General features: G+C 71.9%; 18 protein-coding genes and 1 pseudogene. 11 read left to right on the top strand and 8 right to left on the bottom strand.

The genetic code is table 11. From position 1 onward, the window contains the following. Positions 1-56: 56 nt before the first annotated feature. The 3 genes from ABZ808_RS15010 to ABZ808_RS15000 all read left to right on the top strand — a co-directional run bounded on the left by ABZ808_RS15010 (position 57) and on the right by ABZ808_RS15000 (position 2,598). Positions 57-779, top strand: coding sequence for a glycosyltransferase family protein (locus tag ABZ808_RS15010; RefSeq protein WP_357006790.1), 723 nt, complete (start codon positions 57-59; stop codon positions 777-779). Continuing rightward, positions 776-1,855 (top strand): spore coat protein, encoded by a 1,080-nt coding sequence (locus ABZ808_RS15005; protein WP_357006788.1) that lies wholly within the window; start codon positions 776-778, stop codon positions 1,853-1,855. Before ABZ808_RS15010 ends, ABZ808_RS15005 begins: the two co-directional genes overlap by 4 nt. A gap of 107 nt (positions 1,856-1,962) precedes the next feature. After that, positions 1,963-2,598 carry an alpha-ketoglutarate-dependent dioxygenase AlkB gene (locus ABZ808_RS15000; protein WP_357005883.1) on the top strand — a complete coding sequence of 212 codons (636 nt, stop codon included), beginning with the start codon at positions 1,963-1,965 and terminating at the stop codon, positions 2,596-2,598. Between the two features lie 74 nt (positions 2,599-2,672). On the opposite strand, the gene ABZ808_RS14995 is transcribed toward ABZ808_RS15000, so the two are convergent. Together ABZ808_RS14995 and ABZ808_RS14990 are read right to left on the bottom strand one after the other, a co-directional pair. Beyond that, the gene (locus tag ABZ808_RS14995; protein ID WP_357005880.1) at positions 2,673-5,156 is read right to left on the bottom strand and encodes a DNA topoisomerase IV subunit A; all 2,484 of its coding nucleotides are present in this window, start codon (positions 5,154-5,156) and stop codon (positions 2,673-2,675) included. 22 nt (positions 5,157-5,178) lie between these two features. Beyond that, complete coding sequence (locus ABZ808_RS14990) at positions 5,179-7,236, bottom strand: DNA topoisomerase IV subunit B (protein WP_357005877.1); 2,058 nt, start codon at positions 7,234-7,236, stop codon at positions 5,179-5,181. Positions 7,237-7,564: 328 nt separating this feature from the next. Between ABZ808_RS14990 and ABZ808_RS14985 the strand changes: the two genes are divergently transcribed. Continuing rightward, positions 7,565-8,824, top strand: a complete 1,260-nt coding sequence (locus tag ABZ808_RS14985) for a hypothetical protein (RefSeq protein WP_357005874.1) — start codon at positions 7,565-7,567, stop codon at positions 8,822-8,824. A gap of 109 nt (positions 8,825-8,933) precedes the next feature. Further along, positions 8,934-9,797, top strand: coding sequence for an alpha/beta fold hydrolase (locus tag ABZ808_RS14980; protein WP_357005871.1), 864 nt, complete (start codon positions 8,934-8,936; stop codon positions 9,795-9,797). A gap of 21 nt (positions 9,798-9,818) precedes the next feature. Here the strand turns inward: ABZ808_RS14980 and ABZ808_RS14975 are convergent, their stop codons facing one another. Beyond that, positions 9,819-9,986 carry a hypothetical protein gene (locus ABZ808_RS14975; RefSeq protein ID WP_357005867.1) on the bottom strand — a complete coding sequence of 56 codons (168 nt, stop codon included), beginning with the start codon at positions 9,984-9,986 and terminating at the stop codon, positions 9,819-9,821. Positions 9,987-10,172: 186 nt separating this feature from the next. Between ABZ808_RS14975 and ABZ808_RS14970 the strand changes: the two genes are divergently transcribed. Both ABZ808_RS14970 and ABZ808_RS14965 read left to right on the top strand, forming a co-directional pair. After that, positions 10,173-10,811 (top strand): hypothetical protein, encoded by a 639-nt coding sequence (locus ABZ808_RS14970; protein ID WP_357005864.1) that lies wholly within the window; start codon positions 10,173-10,175, stop codon positions 10,809-10,811. A gap of 214 nt (positions 10,812-11,025) precedes the next feature. Continuing rightward, positions 11,026-11,397, top strand: coding sequence for a hypothetical protein (locus ABZ808_RS14965; RefSeq protein ID WP_357005861.1), 372 nt, complete (start codon positions 11,026-11,028; stop codon positions 11,395-11,397). Between the two features lie 48 nt (positions 11,398-11,445). On the opposite strand, the pseudogene ABZ808_RS14960 reads toward ABZ808_RS14965, so the two are convergent. Continuing rightward, positions 11,446-12,368, bottom strand: a pseudogene (locus tag ABZ808_RS14960) (DUF72 domain-containing protein). 116 nt (positions 12,369-12,484) lie between these two features. Here ABZ808_RS14960 and ABZ808_RS14955 point away from each other — a divergent pair. Continuing rightward, positions 12,485-12,988 carry a DinB family protein gene (locus ABZ808_RS14955; RefSeq protein ID WP_357005858.1) on the top strand — a complete coding sequence of 168 codons (504 nt, stop codon included), beginning with the start codon at positions 12,485-12,487 and terminating at the stop codon, positions 12,986-12,988. A 45-nt stretch (positions 12,989-13,033) separates the two neighbouring features. On the opposite strand, the gene ABZ808_RS14950 is transcribed toward ABZ808_RS14955, so the two are convergent. Together ABZ808_RS14950 and ABZ808_RS14945 are read right to left on the bottom strand one after the other, a co-directional pair. Continuing rightward, complete coding sequence (locus ABZ808_RS14950; RefSeq protein ID WP_357005855.1) at positions 13,034-15,088, bottom strand: glycogen debranching N-terminal domain-containing protein; 2,055 nt, start codon at positions 15,086-15,088, stop codon at positions 13,034-13,036. Beyond that, complete coding sequence (locus ABZ808_RS14945; RefSeq protein ID WP_357005852.1) at positions 15,085-15,474, bottom strand: SCP2 sterol-binding domain-containing protein; 390 nt, start codon at positions 15,472-15,474, stop codon at positions 15,085-15,087. The genes ABZ808_RS14950 and ABZ808_RS14945 overlap by 4 nt, the downstream gene beginning before the upstream one ends. 197 nt (positions 15,475-15,671) lie before the next feature. On the opposite strand from ABZ808_RS14945, the gene ABZ808_RS14940 reads away from it, so the two are divergent. Further along, complete coding sequence (locus tag ABZ808_RS14940) at positions 15,672-16,718, top strand: NAD(P)-dependent alcohol dehydrogenase (RefSeq protein ID WP_357005849.1); 1,047 nt, start codon at positions 15,672-15,674, stop codon at positions 16,716-16,718. A gap of 9 nt (positions 16,719-16,727) precedes the next feature. Here the strand turns inward: ABZ808_RS14940 and ABZ808_RS14935 are convergent, their stop codons facing one another. Next, positions 16,728-17,237, bottom strand: coding sequence for a DUF664 domain-containing protein (locus ABZ808_RS14935; protein ID WP_357005845.1), 510 nt, complete (start codon positions 17,235-17,237; stop codon positions 16,728-16,730). A 300-nt stretch (positions 17,238-17,537) separates the two neighbouring features. Here ABZ808_RS14935 and ABZ808_RS14930 point away from each other — a divergent pair, with 300 nt between their 5' ends. Next, positions 17,538-17,723, top strand: a complete 186-nt coding sequence (locus ABZ808_RS14930; protein ID WP_357005842.1) for a hypothetical protein — start codon at positions 17,538-17,540, stop codon at positions 17,721-17,723. A 15-nt stretch (positions 17,724-17,738) separates the two neighbouring features. Here the strand turns inward: ABZ808_RS14930 and corA are convergent, their stop codons facing one another. Next, the gene (gene corA, locus ABZ808_RS14925) at positions 17,739-18,869 is read right to left on the bottom strand and encodes a magnesium/cobalt transporter CorA (RefSeq protein ID WP_357005838.1); all 1,131 of its coding nucleotides are present in this window, start codon (positions 18,867-18,869) and stop codon (positions 17,739-17,741) included. 229 nt (positions 18,870-19,098) lie between these two features. Here corA and ABZ808_RS14920 point away from each other — a divergent pair, with 229 nt between their 5' ends. Then, positions 19,099-21,048 (top strand): amino acid transporter, encoded by a 1,950-nt coding sequence (locus ABZ808_RS14920; RefSeq protein WP_357005835.1) that lies wholly within the window; start codon positions 19,099-19,101, stop codon positions 21,046-21,048. Positions 21,049-21,099 lie beyond the last annotated feature (51 nt).

The following is a 21,099-nucleotide window of genomic DNA, read 5'->3' as shown; positions in this document are numbered from 1 at the left end:
GCGGGCTTCGCGCCGTCGGGGCGCAAGCCGGCGGGCCGCAAGTCGGCGGGCCGCGCATCGTCGGGATCGTGCAGGCCCGGATGGGCTCGTCGCGGCTGCCCGGCAAGGTGCTCCGCCCGCTCGCCGGGCGATCCGTGCTGGGCCGGGTGGTGCGGGCCGCCCGGGACAGCGGCGTCCTCGCCGACCTGGTGGTCGCGACCAGCACGGACCCGGTCGACGACGCGGTGGTGGCCGAGTGCCGGCGACTGGACGTCCCGTGCCACCGCGGGCCGGTCGACGACGTGCTGGGCCGGTTCGTGGGTGCCCTGGCGGCGTACCCGGGAGACACGGTCATGCGGTTCACGGCCGACTGTCCACTGCTCGACCCGGAGATCATCACACTGGTCGCCTCCGTGTACCGGGCTGTGCCGGGCCTGGACTACGCGAGCACGTCGATCGCCCGCACCCTGCCCCGAGGGCTGGACGTCGAGATCATCCGCGCGGAGACGCTGCGTACCCTCGACCGGCTCGCCACCGGGCACCACCGAGTGCACGTGACCTCGTACGCGTACACCCATCCGGAGCTGTTCCGGGTGCTCGGGGTGACCCTCACGCCGGACCGTTCGGCGCTGCGGCTGACCCTCGACACCGAACAGGACTGGGCGCTGGTGAGCGCGGTGACCGACCACTTCGGCGACGTCAGCGTGCCGCTGGCCAAGCTCGCCGACTGGCTGGACGGGCAGCCCCGGCTACGGGCGCTCAACGCCGACGTACGGCAGAAGCGGTTGGAGGAGTCCTGAGCACGCTACGCGTCGGACTGCGCTGCGACGCCGGGCCACGGCGCGGTGTCGGGCACCTCGTCCGCTGCCTCGCGCTCGCCGAGGAGTTCCTGGCCCGCGGCGCCCACGTCGCGGTGTTCGGCACGGTGGAGCGGCTCGACTGGGCCACCGCCGAGTTGGCCGCTCGCGGTATCCCCCTGCACCCGGGCCCCGAATCGCCGGCCGACCTGGTCGAGGCGGCCCGGCGGCACGACCTGGACGTGCTGGTCCTCGACTCCTACGAGCTGGACCCGGCCGGGGCGGGTGCGCTACGCGCCGCCGGGGTGTTCACCCTCGCCATCGTCGACGGGGACAGCCGGGGTCAGGACGCCGACCTCTACCTCGACCAGAACTTCGGGGCGAAGCTTGCGACACTGCCCGGGCGGCTGCTCGCCGGCAGCGGGTACGCCCTGCTGCGCGACTCAGTCGTGGCCGCCCGACCGGCAACGCCCCGACCCGCCACGGCCGTCAGCCGGCCCCGGGTGCTGGCCTTCTTCGGCGGAACCGACGCCCTCGGCGCCGCCCCGGTGCTGACCCGGGTGCTGCTGGCCACCGGCCACCCAATGGACCTCACGGTCGTCGTCGGCCGACCCGAGATCGAGGCCGAACTGGAGGAGATCACCCCCGGTCGGGGGCAACTCGTCCGTACCGTCCCACCCACCGGCTCACTGCCGTCGCTGATCACCGAGGCGGACCTGGTGGTCAGCGCCGCCGGCACCTCGACGTGGGAGCTGTGCTGCCTCGGCGCACCCGCCGCTCTGGTCTGCGTGGTCGACAACCAACGCGAGTCGTACGCCCGGGTGGTCCAGCACGGCCTGACCGCCGGCCTCGGCGAACTGCCGGAGCTGACCGCCGCCGGCCTGCCCGGACGCACCGCCCGCGCGGCGGCGGCACGGACCCTGCACGGGCTGCTCAGCTCACCGCCGCGCCGCGCCGCGCTGGCCGCCCGAGCCTGGTCCACCGTCGACGGGCAGGGCCGGGCACGAGTCGTGGACGCGGTGTTCGAGTCCGTACGCCCGGCGGCTGACCGCCATGGTCACGCTCGAACCTGGAAATAGTCCCCTCGATCCGCGCGGATGGCACTACATCCAGGATCGAGCACGACCTTGAGGGATGGGGACGCGGGCATAGCACGGGTGTACGAATGTGCTGTTAGGGTGGCCGCATGACGCAGGCCGCCTATCAGCCGTCGATGCTCGACCTCGCCGACGCCGGGCCGGCCCTGGGGCCGCTGGCCGGTCAGATCCGCCGGCACCAGCTCAGCCGGGGCGCCTGGGTCGACCACCTGCCCGGCTGGGTGCGCGGCTCCGACGCGGTCCTCGACACCCTGCTCACCGAGGTGCCCTGGCGGGCCGAGCGACGCACCATGTACGACAGCGAGGTCGACGTGCCCCGCCTGCTCTGCTGGTACGCCGCCGACCGGCAACTGCCGCACCCTGTGCTCACCGCGGCACGGGCGGCCCTGACCCGCCACTATGCTCCCGAGCTGGGCGAGCCGTTCGTCACCGCCGGCATGTGCCTCTACCGTTCCGGCCGCGACAGCGTCGCCTGGCACGGCGACACCATCGGCCGCTCCGCGCACAGCGACACCATCGTCGCGATCGTCTCGTTCGGGTCACCCCGACCGCTGCTGCTCCGTCCGCGCGGCGGTGGCGACAGCCTGCGCTTCCCGGTGGGCCACGGCGACCTCATCGTCATGGGCGGCTCCTGCCAACGCACCTGGGAACACGCCATCCCCAAGACCGCCCGCCCGGTCGGGCCCCGGGTGAGCGTCCAGTTCCGCCCCATCAACGTCGCCTGACCCCACCCACCCCACCCCCACCCGCGCCCCGCCCGGCTCCGCCGGGCCGGGGGCAGGGGGCGGGAGGGTGGGGGTTAGTCGCGTTCGATCAGGTGGCCGATGACCGTTGGGCCGAGCATCACCGCGAAGCCGCTGCCGTCGCGGCGGGGGTCGGCGGCGGGCAGCTCGACCGGCTCACCGGTGCCGGTCGCGCCGACCGGGCGCGGCCCCACCCAGGCGACCGCGACGTCCGTCTCGTCCTTGAGGAAGCGGTGCGCCCGCACGCCGCCTGTCGCTCGGCCCTTCGCCGGGTACGCCTTGAACGGCGTCACCTTGACCGTCGCCCCGGTGGACGTGACGACCATCGGCTCACCGTGCCCCGGATCGTCGGTGCGTACCGCCCCGAAGAAGACCACCCGTGCCCCGGCCGGCAGGTTGATGCCGGCCATTCCGCCACCCTTGAGGCCCTGCGGGCGGACCACCCCGGCGGCGAAGCGCAGCAGCGACGCCTCCGAGGTGACGAAGGCCAGCGTTTCGGCGCCGTCGGTCAGCCAGGCCGCCCCGATCACCTCGTCGCCGTCGCGCAGGCCGATCACGTCGAACTCGTCGGACCGCACCGGCCACTCCGGCGAGCAGATCTTCACCACGCCCTGCCGGGTGCCCAGCGCCAGCCCGGGCGAGCCGTCCGCCGATCCACCGAGCGGGGCCAGGCCGACCACGGTCTCCCCCGCCTCCAGCGGCACCAACTCGGCGGCCGACATGCCGCCGCGCAACGACACCGTGCCGGCCTGCTCGGGCAGCACCGGCAGCGGCAACACATCGATCTTGAAGGCGCGGCCGGCGCTGGTCACCAGCAGCACCCGGCCACGGGCGGTGGAGTGCACGATCGCGCGTACCGTGTCGTGCTTGACCCGGCCGTTGCGCCGGCGCCCCTCGGCGCTCTCCTCCGACTCGGCCGCGGTCCGGGCGACCAGCCCGGTGGCGGAGAGGATCACCTGGCACGGGTCGTCGGCGACCTCCAGTGGGCCGGCCGGCGCGGACGCGGCCAGCACCTCCTTGAGGTCACCGTCGACAAGCGTCGTACGCCGGTCGGTGCCGAACTGCTTGACCACGGCCGCCAGCTCGTCGGAGACCAGCTTCTTGAGCACCCGCTCGTCGTCGAGGATCGCGGACAGCTCGGCGATCTCGGCGCGCAGACGCTCCTGCTCGGCCTCCAACTCGATCCGGTCGAACTTCGTCAACCGGCGTAGCGGAGTGTCCAGGATGTAGGTGGCCTGGATGTCGGAGAGACCGAACTGGCTCATCAGCCCGTCCTTGGCGGCCTGCGCGTCGTCGCTGCCCCGGATCAGCCGAACCACCCGGTCGATGTCCAGAAGCGCGATCAGCAGACCGTCGACCAGGTGCAGCCGCTCCTGACGCTTACGGCGGCGGAACGAGGTGCGCCGGGTGACCACCTCGTACCGGTGGGCCAGGAAGACCTCCAGCAACGCCTTGAGCCCGAGGGTACGCGGCTGCCCGTCGACCAGGACCAGGTTGTTGACGCCGAAGGACTGCTCCAGCGGGGTCAACCGGTAGAGGTCGGCGAGCAGCGCCTGCGGGTTGACCCCCACCTTGCACTCGACGACGAGTCGGGTGCCGCTCTCGCGGTCGGTGAGGTCCTTGACGTCGGCGATCCCGGTCAGCCGCTTGGTCTTGGTGACCTCGTTGGTGATCGCGGCGATGACCTTCTCCGCGCCCACGCCGTAGGGCAACTCGACCACGGTGATCGCCTGACGGCCCCGGCTGCCCTCGATCGGGCCGATCTCCACCTTGCCGCGCATCCGCACCACGCCACGCCCGGTCTCGTACGCCCGGCGCACCTCGTCCAGGCCGAGCAGCACGCCACCGGTGGGCAGGTCGGGGCCGGGGACGAACTCCATGAGCCGGTCCAGAGTGGCGTCCGGGTGATTGATCAGCCAGCGGGCGGCGGAGACCACCTCGGCCAGGTTGTGCGGGATCATGTTGGTGGCCATCCCGACCGCGATCCCGGACGCGCCGTTGACCAGCAGGTTGGGGAATGCGGCCGGCAGCACGGTCGGTTGGGTCAGCGACCCGTCGTAGTTGGGCTCGACGTCGACGGTGTCCTCGCCCAGCTCACCGACGAGCAGCATCGCCTCGCGGGACATCCGCGCTTCGGTGTATCTGCTCGCTGCCGGGCCATCGTCTGGAGATCCAAAATTTCCATGCCCATCGATGAGTGGCACGTTGAGCGAGAAGTCCTGCGCGAGGCGGACCATGGCGTCATAGATCGCCGTATCGCCATGCGGATGGTACTTTCCCATTGTATCCCCGACAATTCGGGCAGACTTCACATGCCCGCGATCCGGGCGGTAGCCCTGCTCGTACATCGACCACAGGATGCGCCGGTGCACGGGCTTGAGGCCGTCGCGCGCGTCCGGCAGAGCGCGGGAGTGGATGACCGAGAACGCGTACTCCAGGTAGGAGTCGGAAACCTCGGTTACCAGCGGATTGTCGAAGACCCGCGCGCCAGCCTGGTCGAACGAGGAGAGATCGACCTTGTTTTCCTTACGGCGTGCCATGGTTCAGCTCTTCCTTCTGCCGTCAGGCGTCGATGGCGTCACGGTCGACGCGGTCGGCGGAGTCGATCAGCCAGTTGCGGCGCGGCTCGACCTTCTCCCCCATCAGCAGTTCGAGGATCCGTTCGGCGGCGTCCACGTCCTCGATGGTGATCCGGCGTACGGCGCGGGTGGCCGGATTCATCGTGGTGTCCCACAGCTCGTCGGCGTCCATCTCACCGAGGCCCTTGAAGCGTGGGATGGGCGTGACGATCTGCTTGCCGGCCTTCTCCAGCTTGCGGACCGTCGTCTCCATCTCGGCCTGCGTGTAGGTGTAGACGGTCTGCGGGTTGCGCCCCTTGGTAGTGATCTTGTGCAGGGGCGGCATCGCGGCGTAGAGCCGGCCGGCCTCGATCAGCGGGCGCATGTACCGGGCGAAGAGAGTGATCAGCAGCGTACGGATGTGGGCGCCGTCCACGTCGGCGTCGGCCATGATCAGCACCCGGCCGTAGCGCAGCGCGGACAGGTCGAACGTCCGCCCCGAGCCGGCACCGAGCACCTGGACGATGGCCGCGCACTCGGCATTGTCCAGAACCTGCTGGAGGTTGGCCTTCTGCACATTGAGGATCTTGCCCCGGATCGGCAGCAGCGCCTGGTATTCCGAGGAGCGGGCCATCCGGCTCGTCCCGAGGGCGCTGTCACCCTCCACGATGAACAGTTCGCTGCGGTCGATGCCGGTGGCCCGGCAGTCGACCAGCTTCGGCGGCATCGACGCGCCCTCCAGGGCGGTCTTGCGCCGAGCGGCGTCCTTCTGTTGCTTCTGGGTGAGCCGCACCCGCGCCGCGTCGACGATCTTCTGCAGGACGACGCGCGCCTCGGCCTTGGTGCGCCGGTCGTCCAGCCACGCCTTGACGTGCGCGTCGACGAGGGACTGGATCACCTTGGTGATGCCGGTGGTGGAGAGCTCGTCCTTGGTCTGCGAGGTGAACTGCGGCTCCGGGATCCGCACGTGCACCACCGCGGTCATCCCCTCCAGGACGTCGTCCAGGGTGGGCGGCTCCTCCTTGGCCTTGAGCAGCCCGCGGGTGTTGCGGACGGCGTCACCGAGGGAGCGGACCAGGGCCCGCTCGAAGCCCTTGCGGTGGGTGCCGCCGTGCGCGTTGCGGATGGTGTTGGTGAAGCACTCGACAATGCGCTCGTAGCCGGTGCCCCAGCGGAACGCCACCTCGACCTCGGCGCGGCGCTGCACGTTGGACTGCATGACGCCGTTGGCGTCGGCGGCGTTCTCCCGGTATGCGCCCTCGCCGTTGACGAGCAGGATGCCGGAGACGGGCCGGTCGCCGGCCGGGGCGAGGAACTCCACCATGTCGCTGAGCCCGTTGGGGTAGTGGAACCGCTCCTCGACGGGCGTCTCGCCGGTCAGGTCGCGCAGCAGGTAGCTCACGCCGGGGACCAGGAACGCGGTGTTGCGCAGCTTCGTGCGGACGGCGTCGACGTCGAGCGCCGCGCCGGTCTCGAAGTAGCGGGCGTCGTGCCACCAGCGGATGGAGGTGCCGGTGCGGTGGCCGCGCTTCATCGCGCCGGTCACCTGGAGGCCGGGGCCGGCGGTGAAGGGCGCCTGCGGGCCGTCGCCGTCGAAGATCCCGGGGACGCCGTGCCGGAACGACATCGCGTGGACCTTGCCGCCGCGGCGGACGGTCACGTCGAACCGGCGGGAGAGCGCGTTGACCGCCGAGGCGCCGACGCCGTGCAGGCCGCCGGAGGTCTTGTAGCCGGAGCCGCCGAACTTGCCGCCCGCGTGCAGTCGGGTGAGCACCAACTCGACGCCGGAGATGCCGGACTTGGCGTGCACGTCGGTGGGGATGCCGCGACCGTCGTCGTCGACCTGCACCGAGCCGTCGGCGTGCAGCGTCACCTCGACCTTGGTGGCGTGGCCGGCGACACCCTCGTCGGTCGAGTTGTCGAGGATCTCGTTGACGAGGTGACCCACGCCACGGCTGTCGGTGGAACCGATGTACATGCCGGGCCGCTTGCGGACGGCGTCCAGCCCCTCAAGGTGGGTGAGGTCATCGGCCCCGTACAGGGTGTCAGGCTCTGCGGTCAACTGGTCGTACTCCCCGGTCTCGGCGGTCTGCTGCCGGTCACCGGCGAGATCAGCCGGCGTGGCGCGCCGCAGCGAGCCTAGCCCGAGGCCCAGACAACATCCGTAGGCCCCGCGCGACCCGCCGTGCGGCGGCCCCCGAACGTGAGCCAGGAAACACCCCACCGGTACGCGGGTCGGCGGTTGCGTTCCGGGCGGCCTGCTGGCCGTCCAGCCGCGCGGCCGTGTCTTTCATCGAACGATTCTGTTACGGGCCATTGACGCCCGTCACACGCGGGTGATGTGATCGCGCCCTCAGAGAATCTTTCATCTTTCGATGGATGGGGGCCCCATGCCCAGAATCCGGCGTACCGCGCTCGCCGCGGCACTCACGATCGTCACGGCCGCGTTGTCGACGGCCGTCGCGCTGCCCACTCCCGCGGTGGCCGCGCTGCCCACCGCCGCGGTGGCCCTCGGCGACAGCTTCATCAGTGGCGAGGGCGCCGGGGCGTACACCCCGGTGGTCGACGCCAACGGGGTCGCCCAGGGCTTCCCGGGCTGGACGGCTCCCAACAACAACGCGTACTTCTGCCACCGGTCGGCGAACGCCTCGCTGCACAAGGCCAACCTGCCGGGCATCCAGAACCGGTTCAACCTGGCCTGCTCGGGCGGCCAGCCACACGACATCGCCAACGCCTCCGGCGCGCGGGCCAACGGCCGTACGGTGGCCGCGCAGCTCGCCCAGCTGCGTGCCGTCGCGCAGACCCAGGACATCGACCTGGTGCTGATCGGCCTCGGGTCCAACAACAGCTCGTTCACGTTCGGCAGCGTCGCGGAGAAGTGCGCCAACCGCTTCATCGCCGACGCCTGGACCGGCTGGTGGGAGTTCTGGGCATACCTGGGTGGCCCGGTGGAGCAGAAGCCGTGCACCGACGCCGACCTGGCCACCGCCGCGCAGCTCAGCGCCGCCACCGCGGAGACGACCGCCGCCGTACGCCAACTGCTGACCACTCTCGACCAGGTGGATACGGACGGGCAGCACCGGGTGGTGTTCCAGGACTACACCAACCCGCTGCCGTTGGACCTGAACTCGACGTTCCACACCGAGGACGGCCGCGACGACACCCGGGACAAGTTCCGCGACCTCGGGGCCGAGCGGTACGCGGCCGGCTGCCCGATCCACCGGGCCAGCCTCGCTCCCGGGCACCGCTTCTCGCAGGGCCTGGGCACCATCGTGAAGACCACCCGGGACACGCTGGCCGCCGAGTTCCCGGCCGACGACCTGGTCTACCTCAACGTGCAGCGGGCCTTCGACGGCGCTCGGCTCTGCGAGACGACGACCAGCCCCACCGGCGCGCTGGCCACCCCGATCCGGTTGCAGGACAGCAACCCGAACGGCACCTTCGTCACCAGCCTCTCCGGCAAGGACAAGATCGCGATTCAGCGGATCGCCAACACGTGCGTCAGCTACTTCCAGACCTGCCAGGAGTCGTGGCACCCGAACGCCACCGGGCACCAGGTGCTCGGCCAGTGCCTCGCCGGCGCGGCGGCCACCAGCGCCCGCGCGGTGAGCTGCGTCCGGGCCGGCAACGGCGCCATCTCCGTCTCCTGAGGCGTCCGCGTCACCGGAGGCCCCGCCACCCCGGCGGGGCCTCCGTCGCGTCCGGCCGCCCGACCCCTGCGGCTACCAGCCGGTAACCTCGCGCGGCTAGGCTGAACCGGTGAACGGTGACCCGGAGTACGCGCAGGAGTTCATCGAGGTCGACGGCGCCCGGATCGGTGTGCAGATCTATCCGGAGCCGGACGGCCCGGAGGGCGCGCCCGTCGTGGTGATCTGGCCCGCGATGGGGGTCCGGGCCCGCTACTACCGGCCGTTCGCCGCCGAGCTGCGCGCCGCCGGGCTGGCCGTGGTGGTCGCCGACCTGCGCGGCACCGGGACGAGCACCCCCGCGCCGAGCCGCGCCGACCGGTACGGCTACACCGAGCTGGCCGGCGACGTCGGCGCCGTCCTGGCCGCGCTGAAGCCTCGCCTGGACGGGCGTACCCGACTGCTGCTCGGCCACTCCCTCGGCGGCCAGGCCGCGCTGCTGCACCTCGCCCTCGACGGCGGCGACGCGGTCGACGGATTGGCGCTGATCGCGGTCGGCATCCCCTACTGGCGCAGCTATCCGGGCCCGCGAGGGTTCGGCGTGCTGCCGTACACCCAGGGGATCGCCGCCACCGCGGCGCTGCTCGGCGTCTGGCCGGGGTGGGGTTTCGGTGGCCGGCAGGCACGCGGCGTGATCCGCGACTGGGCGCACACCGCGCGGACCGGCCGTTTCCCCCGCCTCGACGGTACGGACACCGAGGCGGCGGTACGCGCCGTGCGGACGCCGGTGCTCGCGATCAGCGTGGACGACGACCAGTACACCCCGCACGAGACCGTGGACCACCTCTGCGCGAAGCTCGCCGCCGCCCCGGTGACCCGGCAGCGCTACACGGCGACGCAGGCTGGCGCGGCGCTGGACCACTTCGCCTGGGTACGCGCGAGCACCCCGCTGGCGCAGCAGGTGGCCCACTTCGCCGGCGACCTGCCGCCCCGCTGAGTCGCACCGAGCGCCCTCGGTTCACTCATCCTCCAGCGGGATCAGCTCACCGTCGCGTTCCACCTGGATCTCCGCGTGATCCTTGCGCGGTGCGACCTCCGCGGTGTTCCGGTGTGGGTCGTTGCCCGGGTGCATGAGCACCGCGTCTGTTTTGGGGGTCTTCTCTCGGCTCTCGTCCGGCTGCGACATCGCGTTCCCCTCTCGTCGGCGACGCTCGGGGTCTACCCGCCACCGCCCCGACGACTCCTGTCCCGGACCTCCGGACCCGGATGTCCGTGACGTGCCCGCTGGGACAGGGATCGGCCAGCCCGGGGCGGGGTTAGCCACCCGGGCGGCGGGTAAGCCGCAGCGCCCGACACGGCGGAAGGGGATCAGATGTCCGAACGGCATACCGCACTGCGCTCCATGCACGATCTGGGCCTGGCGGCCTGGTTCGGAGGCTCCCTGATGGGAGCACTGGGCGTCAACGGCGCAGCGGCGAAAATCAACGACTCGACCCAGCGGCTCCCGGTCGCATCGGCGGGATGGTCCAAGTGGACTCCGGTCAACGCGGCCGCGATCGGCGCCCACCTGGCCGGTGCGGTCGGCGAACTGGTGACGGAGAGCCCACGGGTGGCCGCCCAGTCCGGGGTGGCCCGGGCCAGCGCCCTCAAGACGGCGTTGACGATCGGCGCGCTCGCGGTGACCGGCTACAGCCGCCTGGTCGGCATGCGGCTGGAGAAGGCGGGCAGCCCGCCGGTGAACGGCACCACCGAGCCGAATCACCAGACACCGGCCAGCGTGGCCTCCTCACAGCGGCAGATGAAGCTGCTCCAGTGGGCCGTTCCGGCGATAACCGGAACCCTGGTGGTGGTGACCGCGTACATGGGCGAGCAACAGAAGCCCGGCCAGGTCCTTCGGGGAATTCTCAGTCGGTCCGGTGGGCTGATGAGCGCCCCGAAGTCGATGGCCAAGATGGGCATGAACATGGGGATGGGCGCCGGCAAGCGACCAATGGCGATGGCCGGGCGCTGACCGCCCGGCCCGGCCGGCGTCCCGCCGACACCTCGACGGCGGGGCTCCGGCCGGCCTACGCCCGGGCCAACCCCGGGTACGACGCCACCGTCACCCGCACGGCACACGGCCCGGCGGGCACAGCAGGCCGGCGGGCACAGCAGGCCGGGAGGCACAGCGGTCCGAGGACGGGCAATCGTCCGCCGGTTGCGGCGGACCGACGAGCGAGGTGGCCATGACGGCACACGAGGGACGCAGTGGCGAGGGCGACCGGCTGGAGCCGGAGGCGACCCAGCCGTGGAAGGCCGACGACGGCTTCGACGCCGAAGCGCCCTGGGGCACCGACGAGGACTCGCCGCTGGACGAGGGCAGCGAGGAGACCGCGGTGCCGCCGGGGCGGCGCGGGGAACGCCGCGCGGGAGCCGCGGCGGGCCGGCACGACCCGGCCGGACGGCACGGCTTCGGCTCGGTGGAACCGACGCGTACGACAGCGGCCGGACCGACCGCGCCTCCGGACCCGGCTCCGAGCGGCCGGTCCTTTCCCGACGACGCGGACGTCAACGACCGAACCCAGGACGCCCTGCGCAGCCGGGGCCGACGCTCCTGAGGCACCCGCCGGCCCGACCCACGCGCTGGCTGCCCGCCGATCCGGTCGTCAGCTACCGGAGACCGCCGGGACGGTCGGCCGCCCGGCCTCGTCGCCGATCAGGGTCTCGGTGAGCACCTGCGCCATCCGGGTCGCGTCGCGCTGCGCCTGGCCGGCGCAGCAGTTGTTGAAGAGCACGTGCAGCTCGTCCACCGGGTCGGCCAGCTCGGCCAGCCGCCCGGCCCACCGCCGCAATTCCTCCTCGGCGTACGCGTAGCGGAACTTCTCCTGCTTGTCGCCGTCCCGCCAGGCGTCGCTGTGGCCGTGGAACCGGACGATCGCCGGCTCCGCCGTGGTGGTGACGATCGGCGGCACCGACGACGGGTGCCCCTGGGGCATGTCGACGCAGACCAGCGACAGGTCGTGCGCGCGCAGCAGGTCCAGAGTGTCGGGTGCGGCCGGACCGTCGAACCAGGACCCGTGCCGCAGCTCCACCGCGACCCGCCACGGCCGGCACCGCTGCGCCAGCTCGACGATCCGGTGTTGCGCGGCGGCGCCGCGCGCCAGCCACGGCGGAAAATGCAACAGCACCACGCCCAGCTTGCCGGCGCCCGCGATCGGGTCCAGCGCCGCGCGGAACCGGGCCCACAGCTCGTCGTACGTCGGCTCCGGCAGGTCCCGGCGGCGGACCCGGCTCGGGCCGGCGGCCGGGCGAAGGTCGCGGGGCAGCGTTGCCACCGGAGTGGGGTGGCCGGTGAAGAGGCTGAACGCCTTCACGTCGAAGGTGAAGTCGTCCGGTGTGGCGTCGACCCAGCCCTGCGTGACCTCTGGCACGGGGATCGCGTAGTAGGAGGTGTCCACCTCGACCAGGGGGAACCTGCTGGCGTAGAAGCCCAGCCGCCGGGCCGGCGTGTTGGCCGAGCGCGGTACCACCCCGAGCGCAGCAGTGACTGGTCGGCCCAGGAGGACGTACCCACCCTAATGACACCCATGTCATTCAGTGGACCGCCCCGCGGGCGGATCGGCAACCGCTGGCGTCGCGTCCGAAAAGTGTCGGTGGACCGCCATACGCTGACCCGCGGCCGCACATCGACGGAGGGACATCACCATGACCAGCACCACCCAGCTCACCGGCGAGCGGGCCGACCTGCTGCAAGCGCTGCGCCAGCACCGGGGTTTCCTGCTGCATACCGTCAACGGGCTGACCGACGAGCAGGCGGCGACCCGCAGCACCGTCAGCGAGCTGTGCCTCGGCGGCCTCGTCAAGCATGTGGCCGGCGTCGAGGAGCGGTGGATGCGTTTCGCCGTGGGCGGCGCCGAGGAGATGCAGCGCGTGGCCGTCGACTGGGCCGGTCAGTTCCGGATGGCGCCGGGCGAGACCCTCGCCGGGTTGGTCGAGCGGTTCCGTGCGGTGGCCGACCAGACTGACGAACTGGTCGGCACCCTCGACCTGGACGCGGCCCACCCGCTCCCCGAGGAGCCGTGGTTCGAGGCGGGGGCGACCTGGACGGTTCGCCGCGTGCTGCTGCACGTGATCGCCGAGACGTCCCAGCACGCCGGGCACGCCGACATCCTGCGCGAGGCGATCGACGGCGCCAAGACGATGGGCTGAGGCCGACGCGTCGTGACGCGATCCTCCTGATCGGGCGGTTCGACGCTAGGCCTTTGGTGGGCGGGGTGCCGTGCGGTCTCCGGCGTAGGCGTCCAGGTGACCCCACCGGCCGGGAATGCCCAGCAGCTCGATGCGGCCGAAACCCGCGGGCAGGGCCGGGTTCACCAGCAGGTTGTCGCCGGTGGGTCGCAGGCCCAGCAGGGTGCCCAGCAGCATCAGCAGCGCGCCCGACGACCACGACTGGGGACGGCCCGCCAGGGGCAACTGGACCGGATACTTCGTCAGGCTGCGCTCGTAGCCGGCGATCACCTCCGGCACCGCGCCGCCGAGCGTCTGCGCCATGTCGAAGATGCCGGCCGCGATCCGGGCCGCCTGCTCGTCGAAGCGGTAGTGCCGCAGCCCGGCGGCGATCAGCGCGTTGTCCGACGGCCACACCGACCCCAGGTGCGAGCCCATCGGGTTGTACGGATGCTGGTCGGTGGCGAAGGTCCGCACTCCCCAGCCGCTGAACAGCCGCGGCCCGACCAGGTGTTCGGCGACGGCCTCGGCTCGATCGTTCGGGACGATCCCGCTCCACAGCAGGTGCCCGATGTTCGACGACAGGGCGTCGACCGGCTCGCCGTACGGGTCCAGGGCCAGCGCGTAGTACTCCCGGTGCGGCAGCCAGAAGTCCCGGTTGAACCGCTCCTTGAGCGCCGCCGCCTCCCGTTCCAGCCGGTCGGCGTACTCGGGATCTCCCCAGCACTCGCGGGCCAGTCGCGCGCCGCGCCGCTTCGCGTCGTACGCGTAGCCCTGCACCTCGCAGGTGGCCCGGGGGAACGCCGGCTGGCGCCCGTACGCGTCGATGATGGCGTCCGTGGAGTCCTTCCAGGACTGGTTGATCGTGCCCTGCCGTTCGTTTCGGCGCTCGTAGCGCAGGTAGCCGTCGCCGGTCATGTCGCCGTATTCGTCGATCCAGTCCAGCGCCATCCGGGCCGGGTGCCGCAGTTCGCGGACCAGGTCGGTGTCACCGGACCAGCGCTCGTACTCGTCGAGCAGGACGACGAACAGCGGAGTGGTGTCCACCGCGCCGTAGTACCCGGCGTACGGCAGCTCGCCGAACGCGGCCGACTCGCCGTAACGCAGCCGGGCCAGGATCTTTCCCGGCTCCTCCTCGTGCTCGTCGTCGAGCTGGCAGCCCTGGAGCAGCGCCAGCATCCGCAGCGTCGCGGGGGCCAACTCGGGGGTGAACGCGACGGTCTGTAGGCAGGTGATGAGGCTGTCCCGCCCGTAGAGCGCCATGGCCCACGGCAGGCCACCGACCGGCACCCGCTCGCTGTACGCCAGCGGCGTGTACCGCAGCGCCGCCAGGTCGGCGAGGCTGCCCTGGTACATCCGCTCCAGGCTGCCGCGTTCGGCCACCAGCTGCGGCGCCCGGTCCAGCCAGGCCGACAGGTCGTCGTGCATCCCGCTGCCGACATCGCGCTGGTGGGACTCCAGGCCGGCGCGCATGTCCCGGCCGCCCTCGCCGCGCATGATCATGGCGACGTGCAGGGTGGTCTCCCACGTCCCCGCGGGCGCGACGCGGATCCGGAACGTCAGTCCCCGCTCGTCGATCTCGGCGGGGACGCTGCTGCTCACCGTGGTCTCGCGAGCGAACCGCTCCCGCTCGTAGCGCAGCACGAGCCGCTGGTTTCGGTCGTCGACGGTGACCTGGACGTCGCGCTGCCGGACGTTGCCGACCTCGGCGATGTCGGCGAAGTCGCTGCGCACCTCCATCCGCACGGTGAACTCGGCGGGCTCGGACGAGTGGTTGAGCACGGTGATCCGCTCGTGCAGGCGGTCGTGGATCGAGCGGTGCCGGATGACCGACACGTCGGCGTCGATGTAGTGACTCGCCACGCCGGGCACCAGGACGAACCGGGTCTCGAAGTACGCGATGTCGTCGCGGGAGAGGGCGTGCAGCCGTTCCCCGTCGATGCTGAGCACCCAGTCGGACAGGAACCGGGTGTCGAACGAGAAGAGACCGACCGGCTCCCGGGGATCGACCTCCATATCGCCCTGGGCGTCGCTGATGGCGAACACGTTGCCGGCGATGACGTGCACCTGCTCCTGCTTCATGAACGCGTCTCCCGTCGCGCCAGCGCGGCCTGGCCCAGCTCGCGGGGGTGCCGTGCGCCGGCCGGGCCGGGAAAGATCCGGCGAAGCATCATCAACAGCGCCAGGTTGCCCCGCACCTTCAGCTCGTTGCGCAGCAGGGCCACCGCGAGGTGCATCTGGCCGTTGGCCAGCTGATCGAAGATCTCCCGGGAGGCGCTGACCACCAAATCGGCGTCGTCGGCCGACCGGGTGACCCGGACGTGCTGGTCGGCGATGGTCAGGTACCAGTGCTCGGTGCAGCCGTCACTGCGGATGTCCAGCCGCAGTGTCCCTGCGGTGGTCTCCGGCAGATCGGGCCGCCGACGGGTGTCCAGGTGTTGCAGGAACTGCGCCGCGGTCGTGGCCATCACGTCCCCTCTTCCGGCATAGCCGCAGGATCGCCCACGTCGGGGTGAGCCCAACTCACCCGGACCGGGTGACGCGGGGCCTGGGCGGCACGGCTGTCACGCCGAGCATCCGGAGCCGGCCCGTTTGTCGGCCCCGGGAGTGGGCAGGCCAGGCCATCGGGAGGAATCGGCAGGCCGAAACCAACGGGAGGCATCGAATGCGTGCGCTGCGACTACGGCAGTGGAAGTCGGAACCGGAACTGGTGGAGGTCCCCGAGCCAACGCCCGGACGCGGCGAGGTGGTGGTACGCATCGGCGCTGCCGGCGCCTGCCACTCCGACCTGCACCTGATGGACGAGTTCGAACCGGGCACCGTGCCGTGGAACCCGCCGTTCACCCTGGGCCACGAGAACGCGGGGTGGGTGCACGCCGTCGGTGACGGCGTGAGCGGGCTGACGATCGGTCAGCCCGTCGCCGTGTACGGCCCGTGGGGCTGCGGCACCTGCGCCCGCTGCCGCGTCGGCGTCGACCCGTACTGCGAGAACCCGGCCGGCGCGCCGGTGCCCGGTGGCGGCGGCGGGCTCGGCCTGGACGGCGGCATGGCCGAGTACGAGCTGGTGCCGGACGCGCGGCACATCGTGCCGTTGCCGGACGGGTTGGATCCGGTGGACGCGGCGCCGCTGACCGACGCCGGTCTCACCCCGTACCACGCCATCCGGCGCTCCTGGCCGAAGCTGCCACCGGGCAGCACCGCCGTCGTCATCGGGGTCGGTGGGCTGGGCCACGTCGGCGTGCAGATCCTTAAGGCCACCACGGCCGCCCGGGTGATCGCCGTGGACACCCGCGCCGAGGCGCTGCGGTTGGCGACGGAGTGCGGCGCCGACCAGACCGTCGCCTCCGGCCCTACCGCCGCGGAGGAGATCCGGGCGGCCACCGGGGGCCGGGGCGCCGACGTGGTGCTCGACTTCGTGGGCGCGGACGCCACCCTGGCGCTCGGCGTGGCGGTGGCCCGCACCGTGGGCGACCTGACGATCGTGGGCATCGGCGGCGGCACTCTGCCGGTGTCGTTCTTCTCGGTGCCGTACGAGGTGAGCATCGCCACCACCTACTGGGGCAGCCGCCCCGAGCTGGTCGAGGTGCTGGACCTGGGTGCCCGTGGTCTGATCCGGCCGAAGACCACCACCTTCGCGCTCGACGACGCCCTCGACGCGTACCGCCAGATGCGCGACGGGACGCTGGAGGGCCGGGCCGTGATCGTGCCGTGAGCCCGGCGGTCAGCCGGCTTCGAGCAGGCCCCGGACGTAGTTGGCCTGCCCGGCGTGCTGCTGGTCGTCCTCGGCGATGCTGACCAGCCGCACGCCAAGGGTGACCGGCGGGTCCCAGGTCTCGTCGACCACACGGTCCAGGTCCGCCGGTCGAAGCCCGGCCAGGAACGATCCGGTACGCCTCGCGACGGCCGCGTAGTAGTCGATGAGCGCCTGCGCGCTCTCCGGGCGGACCCCCGCGACCTGCGCCGACGAGTGGCCGTAGCCGGTGTCGTCCGGGTCGGCGGGCAGCCCGAACCGCCCCGCCCAGTCGCCGCTGGCCCAGATCTGTTCGACGTCGAGCAGGTGCGCGACGTGGTGGTCCTGCACCCGGGTCAGGTGCCAGACCAGCCAGCCGATCGAGTTGGCGCCCGGGCCGGGCGCCCAGCGCAGTTGCTCCGGGGTGAGCCCGTCGACCGCCGCGCGGACGAGGTCGGGCAGCCGGTCGTACGTCTCGGTCAGCAGGTCACTCACGTCCACGGGTCACGCCTCCTGGTCTGTTGCGGATCAGGTACCGCCGACACCGACGCGTCAAACCTCGGCCGCAGCGATGATCATGCCCCTTGGCCGTCGGCGGCGCGACCAGGGACGTTGGTGCGTGATGTCCGGTTTGGCAGGCGACAGTCGGGAAACTGAAAACATGCGGTGCGGAGGCGGCCGGGCGTGGGATGGTTCGACGTGGATGCCGTACCGGTGTCGACCCGCCCTCGGGTGGCCCGGCCGGTGGCGCGGGTGCACATCGCGCGCCGAGGGCGGCTTCGACGAGGAGAGGCAGGGCCCATGCAGGCTCAGCGCAGGCCACCGCGCAACCAGCGGAGCCAGACCCGGGACGACCGCACCGGCGGCGGCATGACCGGTGCCGCCACGCCACTGACCATCTGGGCCGCAGCCGTGCTGCTCGGCCGCATCGGCGCTGGCGAGGACGACCTCGAAGACGAGCGGCACATCCTGCGCGGCATCGAGTGACGCTCGGCTGCCCGGTCACAGCCAGCCGCGCCGCTTGAAGATCAGGTAGAGGGTGCCGCAGACCAGCAGCATGAGCAACAGCGCGAACAGGTAGCCGAAGCGCCAGTGCAGCTCGGGCATGTGGACGAAGTTCATGCCGTACACGGTGCCGATCAGCGTGGGCGCGAACAGGATCGCGGCCCACGAGGACACCTTCTTCAGCTCCTCGTTCTGCGCGTAGCTGGCCGCCGTGAGGCTGCGCATCTCCTCGTTCTGCTGCTGCGAGACGAGGGTGGCGTTGACGGTGAGGATGTTCTGTAGCAGGTGCCGGAAACCGTCCACGCGCTCCACCACCTGCGTGAGGTGGTCGGTGACGTCCCGCAGATAGCGGCGCAGCTCCTCGTCGCTGGTGTAGCTGCCGGCGCCGTTGGCGAGGGCGTCGAGCATGGTGAGCAGCGGTCGGGCCGCCCGCTGGAACTCGATGACCTCCCGGCTCAGCCCGTAGATGCGCCGGCTGGCATTCGGGTCGCCGCCGAAGACCTGCGTCTCGATCTCGTCGATGTCGTTCTCCAGACCGGCCACCACCGGCGCGTACCCGTCGACGACCTGGTCGAGGATCGCGTACAGGACCGCCTCGGGGCCCTGGGCGAGCATCGGCGCGTCGGCCTCCATCCGCCGCCGTACGGCGGCCAGGTCGGGGGCCTCGCCGTGGCGGACCGTCACCACGAAGCCCGGCCCGATGAACAGGTGCAGCTCGGAGAACTCGACCTCCTCCCGCAGGTCGTCGTAGCGGGCGGCCCGCAGCACCACGAAGAGGGTGTGCCCGTAACGCTCCAGCTTGGGCCGCTGGTGGGCGTTGATCGCGTCCTCCACCGCCAGGTCGTGCAGGCGGAACTCCCGGGCCAGCGAGGTGACCTGGTCGATGTCGGGTCGGTACAACCCGATCCAGGCCATCGCGTCGTCCTGCTCCTGAAGGCAGCGGTAGGTCTCGGCGAGGCCGCTCGGCGAGGCGAACCGGTGGCCCCGGATGTAGACGGCGCTGTCCATCAGGCCGCCGGCGGGTGCGGCGGCCGGCTCCCCCACCGGCGGAACACCGACGCGGGTCTCGTACTCGTCGAGCTGACGGCCGAAGCCACCACCCGGGCGGAACCGACGGCCGCCGACCATGACCCGCTCCCCTTTCCCGGTGCCGCCCGTCCGGCGGCGTGCCGACCCACCCGGGGCAGTCGGGGTGGCGCCGGGAGGCGCTGCTTCCCCCCTGCCTCCGGCCCGAAACCCACCGACACGGCGCTCACCCGGACGCCACGACGGGCGGGTTCCGCGCACCGGCGGACGGGCGCCGGGTTACCGGCGGATACTCGCGGTGACCATGGGCGGGACGACGGGGGTAGCGCCGATGGAGGTCGACAGGCGCGCCGGCCGGCGGACCGACCGGCTGCGGCGCTGGCTGCTCACCGACGCGTCGGAGCGGCCCGTGCCGCAGGGCCTGCACGTCCGCCGCCCGCAGCAGCGGCACCACCCGTGGTGGAGGGTGATGTGTCTGACCGGCGTCGACTACTTCTCGACGCTGGGCTACCAGCCGGGCATCGCGGCGCTGGCCGCCGGGGCGCTGTCGCCGGTGGCGACCCTGGTGCTGGTGTTGGTGACGTTGCTGGGCGCCCTGCCGGTCTACCGGCGGGTGGCGGTGGAGAGCCCGCACGGCGAGGGCTCCATCGCGATGCTGGTACGCCTGCTCAGCTACTGGCCGGGCAAGCTGTTCGTGCTGGTGCTGCTCGGCTTCGCGGCCACCGACTTCATCATCACCATCACCCTGTCCGCTGCCGACGCCACCGCGCACCTCGACGAGAACCCCTTCTGGCCCAGCGGCCTCAAGGGTCACGAGGTGCTGCTCACGTTGCTGCTCGTGGCGCTGCTCGGCGCGGTGTTCCTCAAGGGATTCGGCGAGGCCATCGGGATCGCCGTCGTGCTGGTCGCGGTCTACCTGACGTTGAACGCGGTGGTGATCGTCGACGCGCTGTGGCGGGTGGTGACCCATCCGAGCGCGGTCGGGGACTGGACCCACACGCTGACCACCGGACACGGCGACCCGCTGATGGTCGTCGCGCTGTCGCTGCTGGTGTTCCCGAAGCTGGCGCTGGGCCTGTCCGGCTTCGAGACCGGCGTGGCGGTGATGCCGCACATCCGGGGGAACCGCCAGGATTCGGAGGATCGGCCGCTGGGTCGGATCCGGGGCGCGCGTCGCCTGCTCACCACCGCCGCCGCCACCATGAGCGTCTTTCTGATCACCAGTAGCGTGACCACCACCGTGCTGATCCCGCCCGAGGCGTTCCAGCCGGGCGGTCCGGCGAACGGGCGGGCGCTGGCCTACCTGGCGCACGAGCACCTCGGCCAGGTGTTCGGCACGGTGTACGACCTGTCCACCATCGGGATCCTCTGGTTCGCGGGCGCCTCGGCGATGGCCGGTCTGCTCAACCTGGTCCCCCGCTACCTGCCCCGCTACGGCATGGCGCCGGCCTGGGCCCGGGCGGTCCGGCCGTTGGTGCTGGTGTTCACCGGGGTGGCGTTCCTGATCACGATCGTCTTCCGGGCCAGCGTCGACGCGCAGGGCGGCGCGTACGCCACCGGTGTTCTGGTGTTGATCACCTCGGCGTCGACGGCGGTGACCCTCGCCGCGCGGCGGCGCCGGCAGCGCGGGCGCATGGTCGCGTTCGGGATCATCGCGGTGGTGTTCGTCTACACCACGGCGGCGAACGTGGTGCAACGTCCCGACGGCGTGAAGATCGCCGCCTGCTTCATCGGCGGGATGATCCTGGTGTCGGCGCTGTCGCGGCTGATGCGGGCCTTCGAACTGCGGGTCGACCGGGTCGAGTTGGACCCGGCCGCGTCGTCGTTCATCGCCGAGCGCAGTGGGCGTCGGATCCGGCTCATCGCGCACGAGCCGGCGCGACGTGATCTGGCGGAGTACCGCGACAAGCTGGCGCAGACGATGGCGGACAACGACTTCCCGGACGACAGCGACGTCATCTTCGTCGAGGTCCACGTCACCGACCCGTCGGATTTCGAGACCGGGCTGCTGGTGCGCGGCAGTGTGGCGCACGATCGCTTCCCGGTGCTCAGCCTGGCCAGTTCCTCGGTGCCCAACGCGCTGGCCGCGCTGCTGCTGGAGATCCGCGACCGCAGCGGGCGACGCCCCCACATCTACTTCGAGTGGACCGAGGGTGGCCCGGCCCGCAACGTCCTGCGTTACCTGGCGTTCGGGCAGGGCGAGATCGCCTCGGTCACCCGGGAGATCCTGCGCCGCCAGGAACCCGACCAGACGCGCCGGCCGCACGTACATGCCGGCTGACCAGGCAGCGGACGGTGAGCATGGTCATATCGGCTGGACGACCGGCGGGGC

This window comes from Micromonospora sp. NPDC047527 (genome assembly GCF_040643015.1).
Taxonomy (GTDB): domain Bacteria; phylum Actinomycetota; class Actinomycetes; order Mycobacteriales; family Micromonosporaceae; genus Micromonospora.
This window is presented reverse-complemented; position numbering and strand designations above follow the sequence as displayed.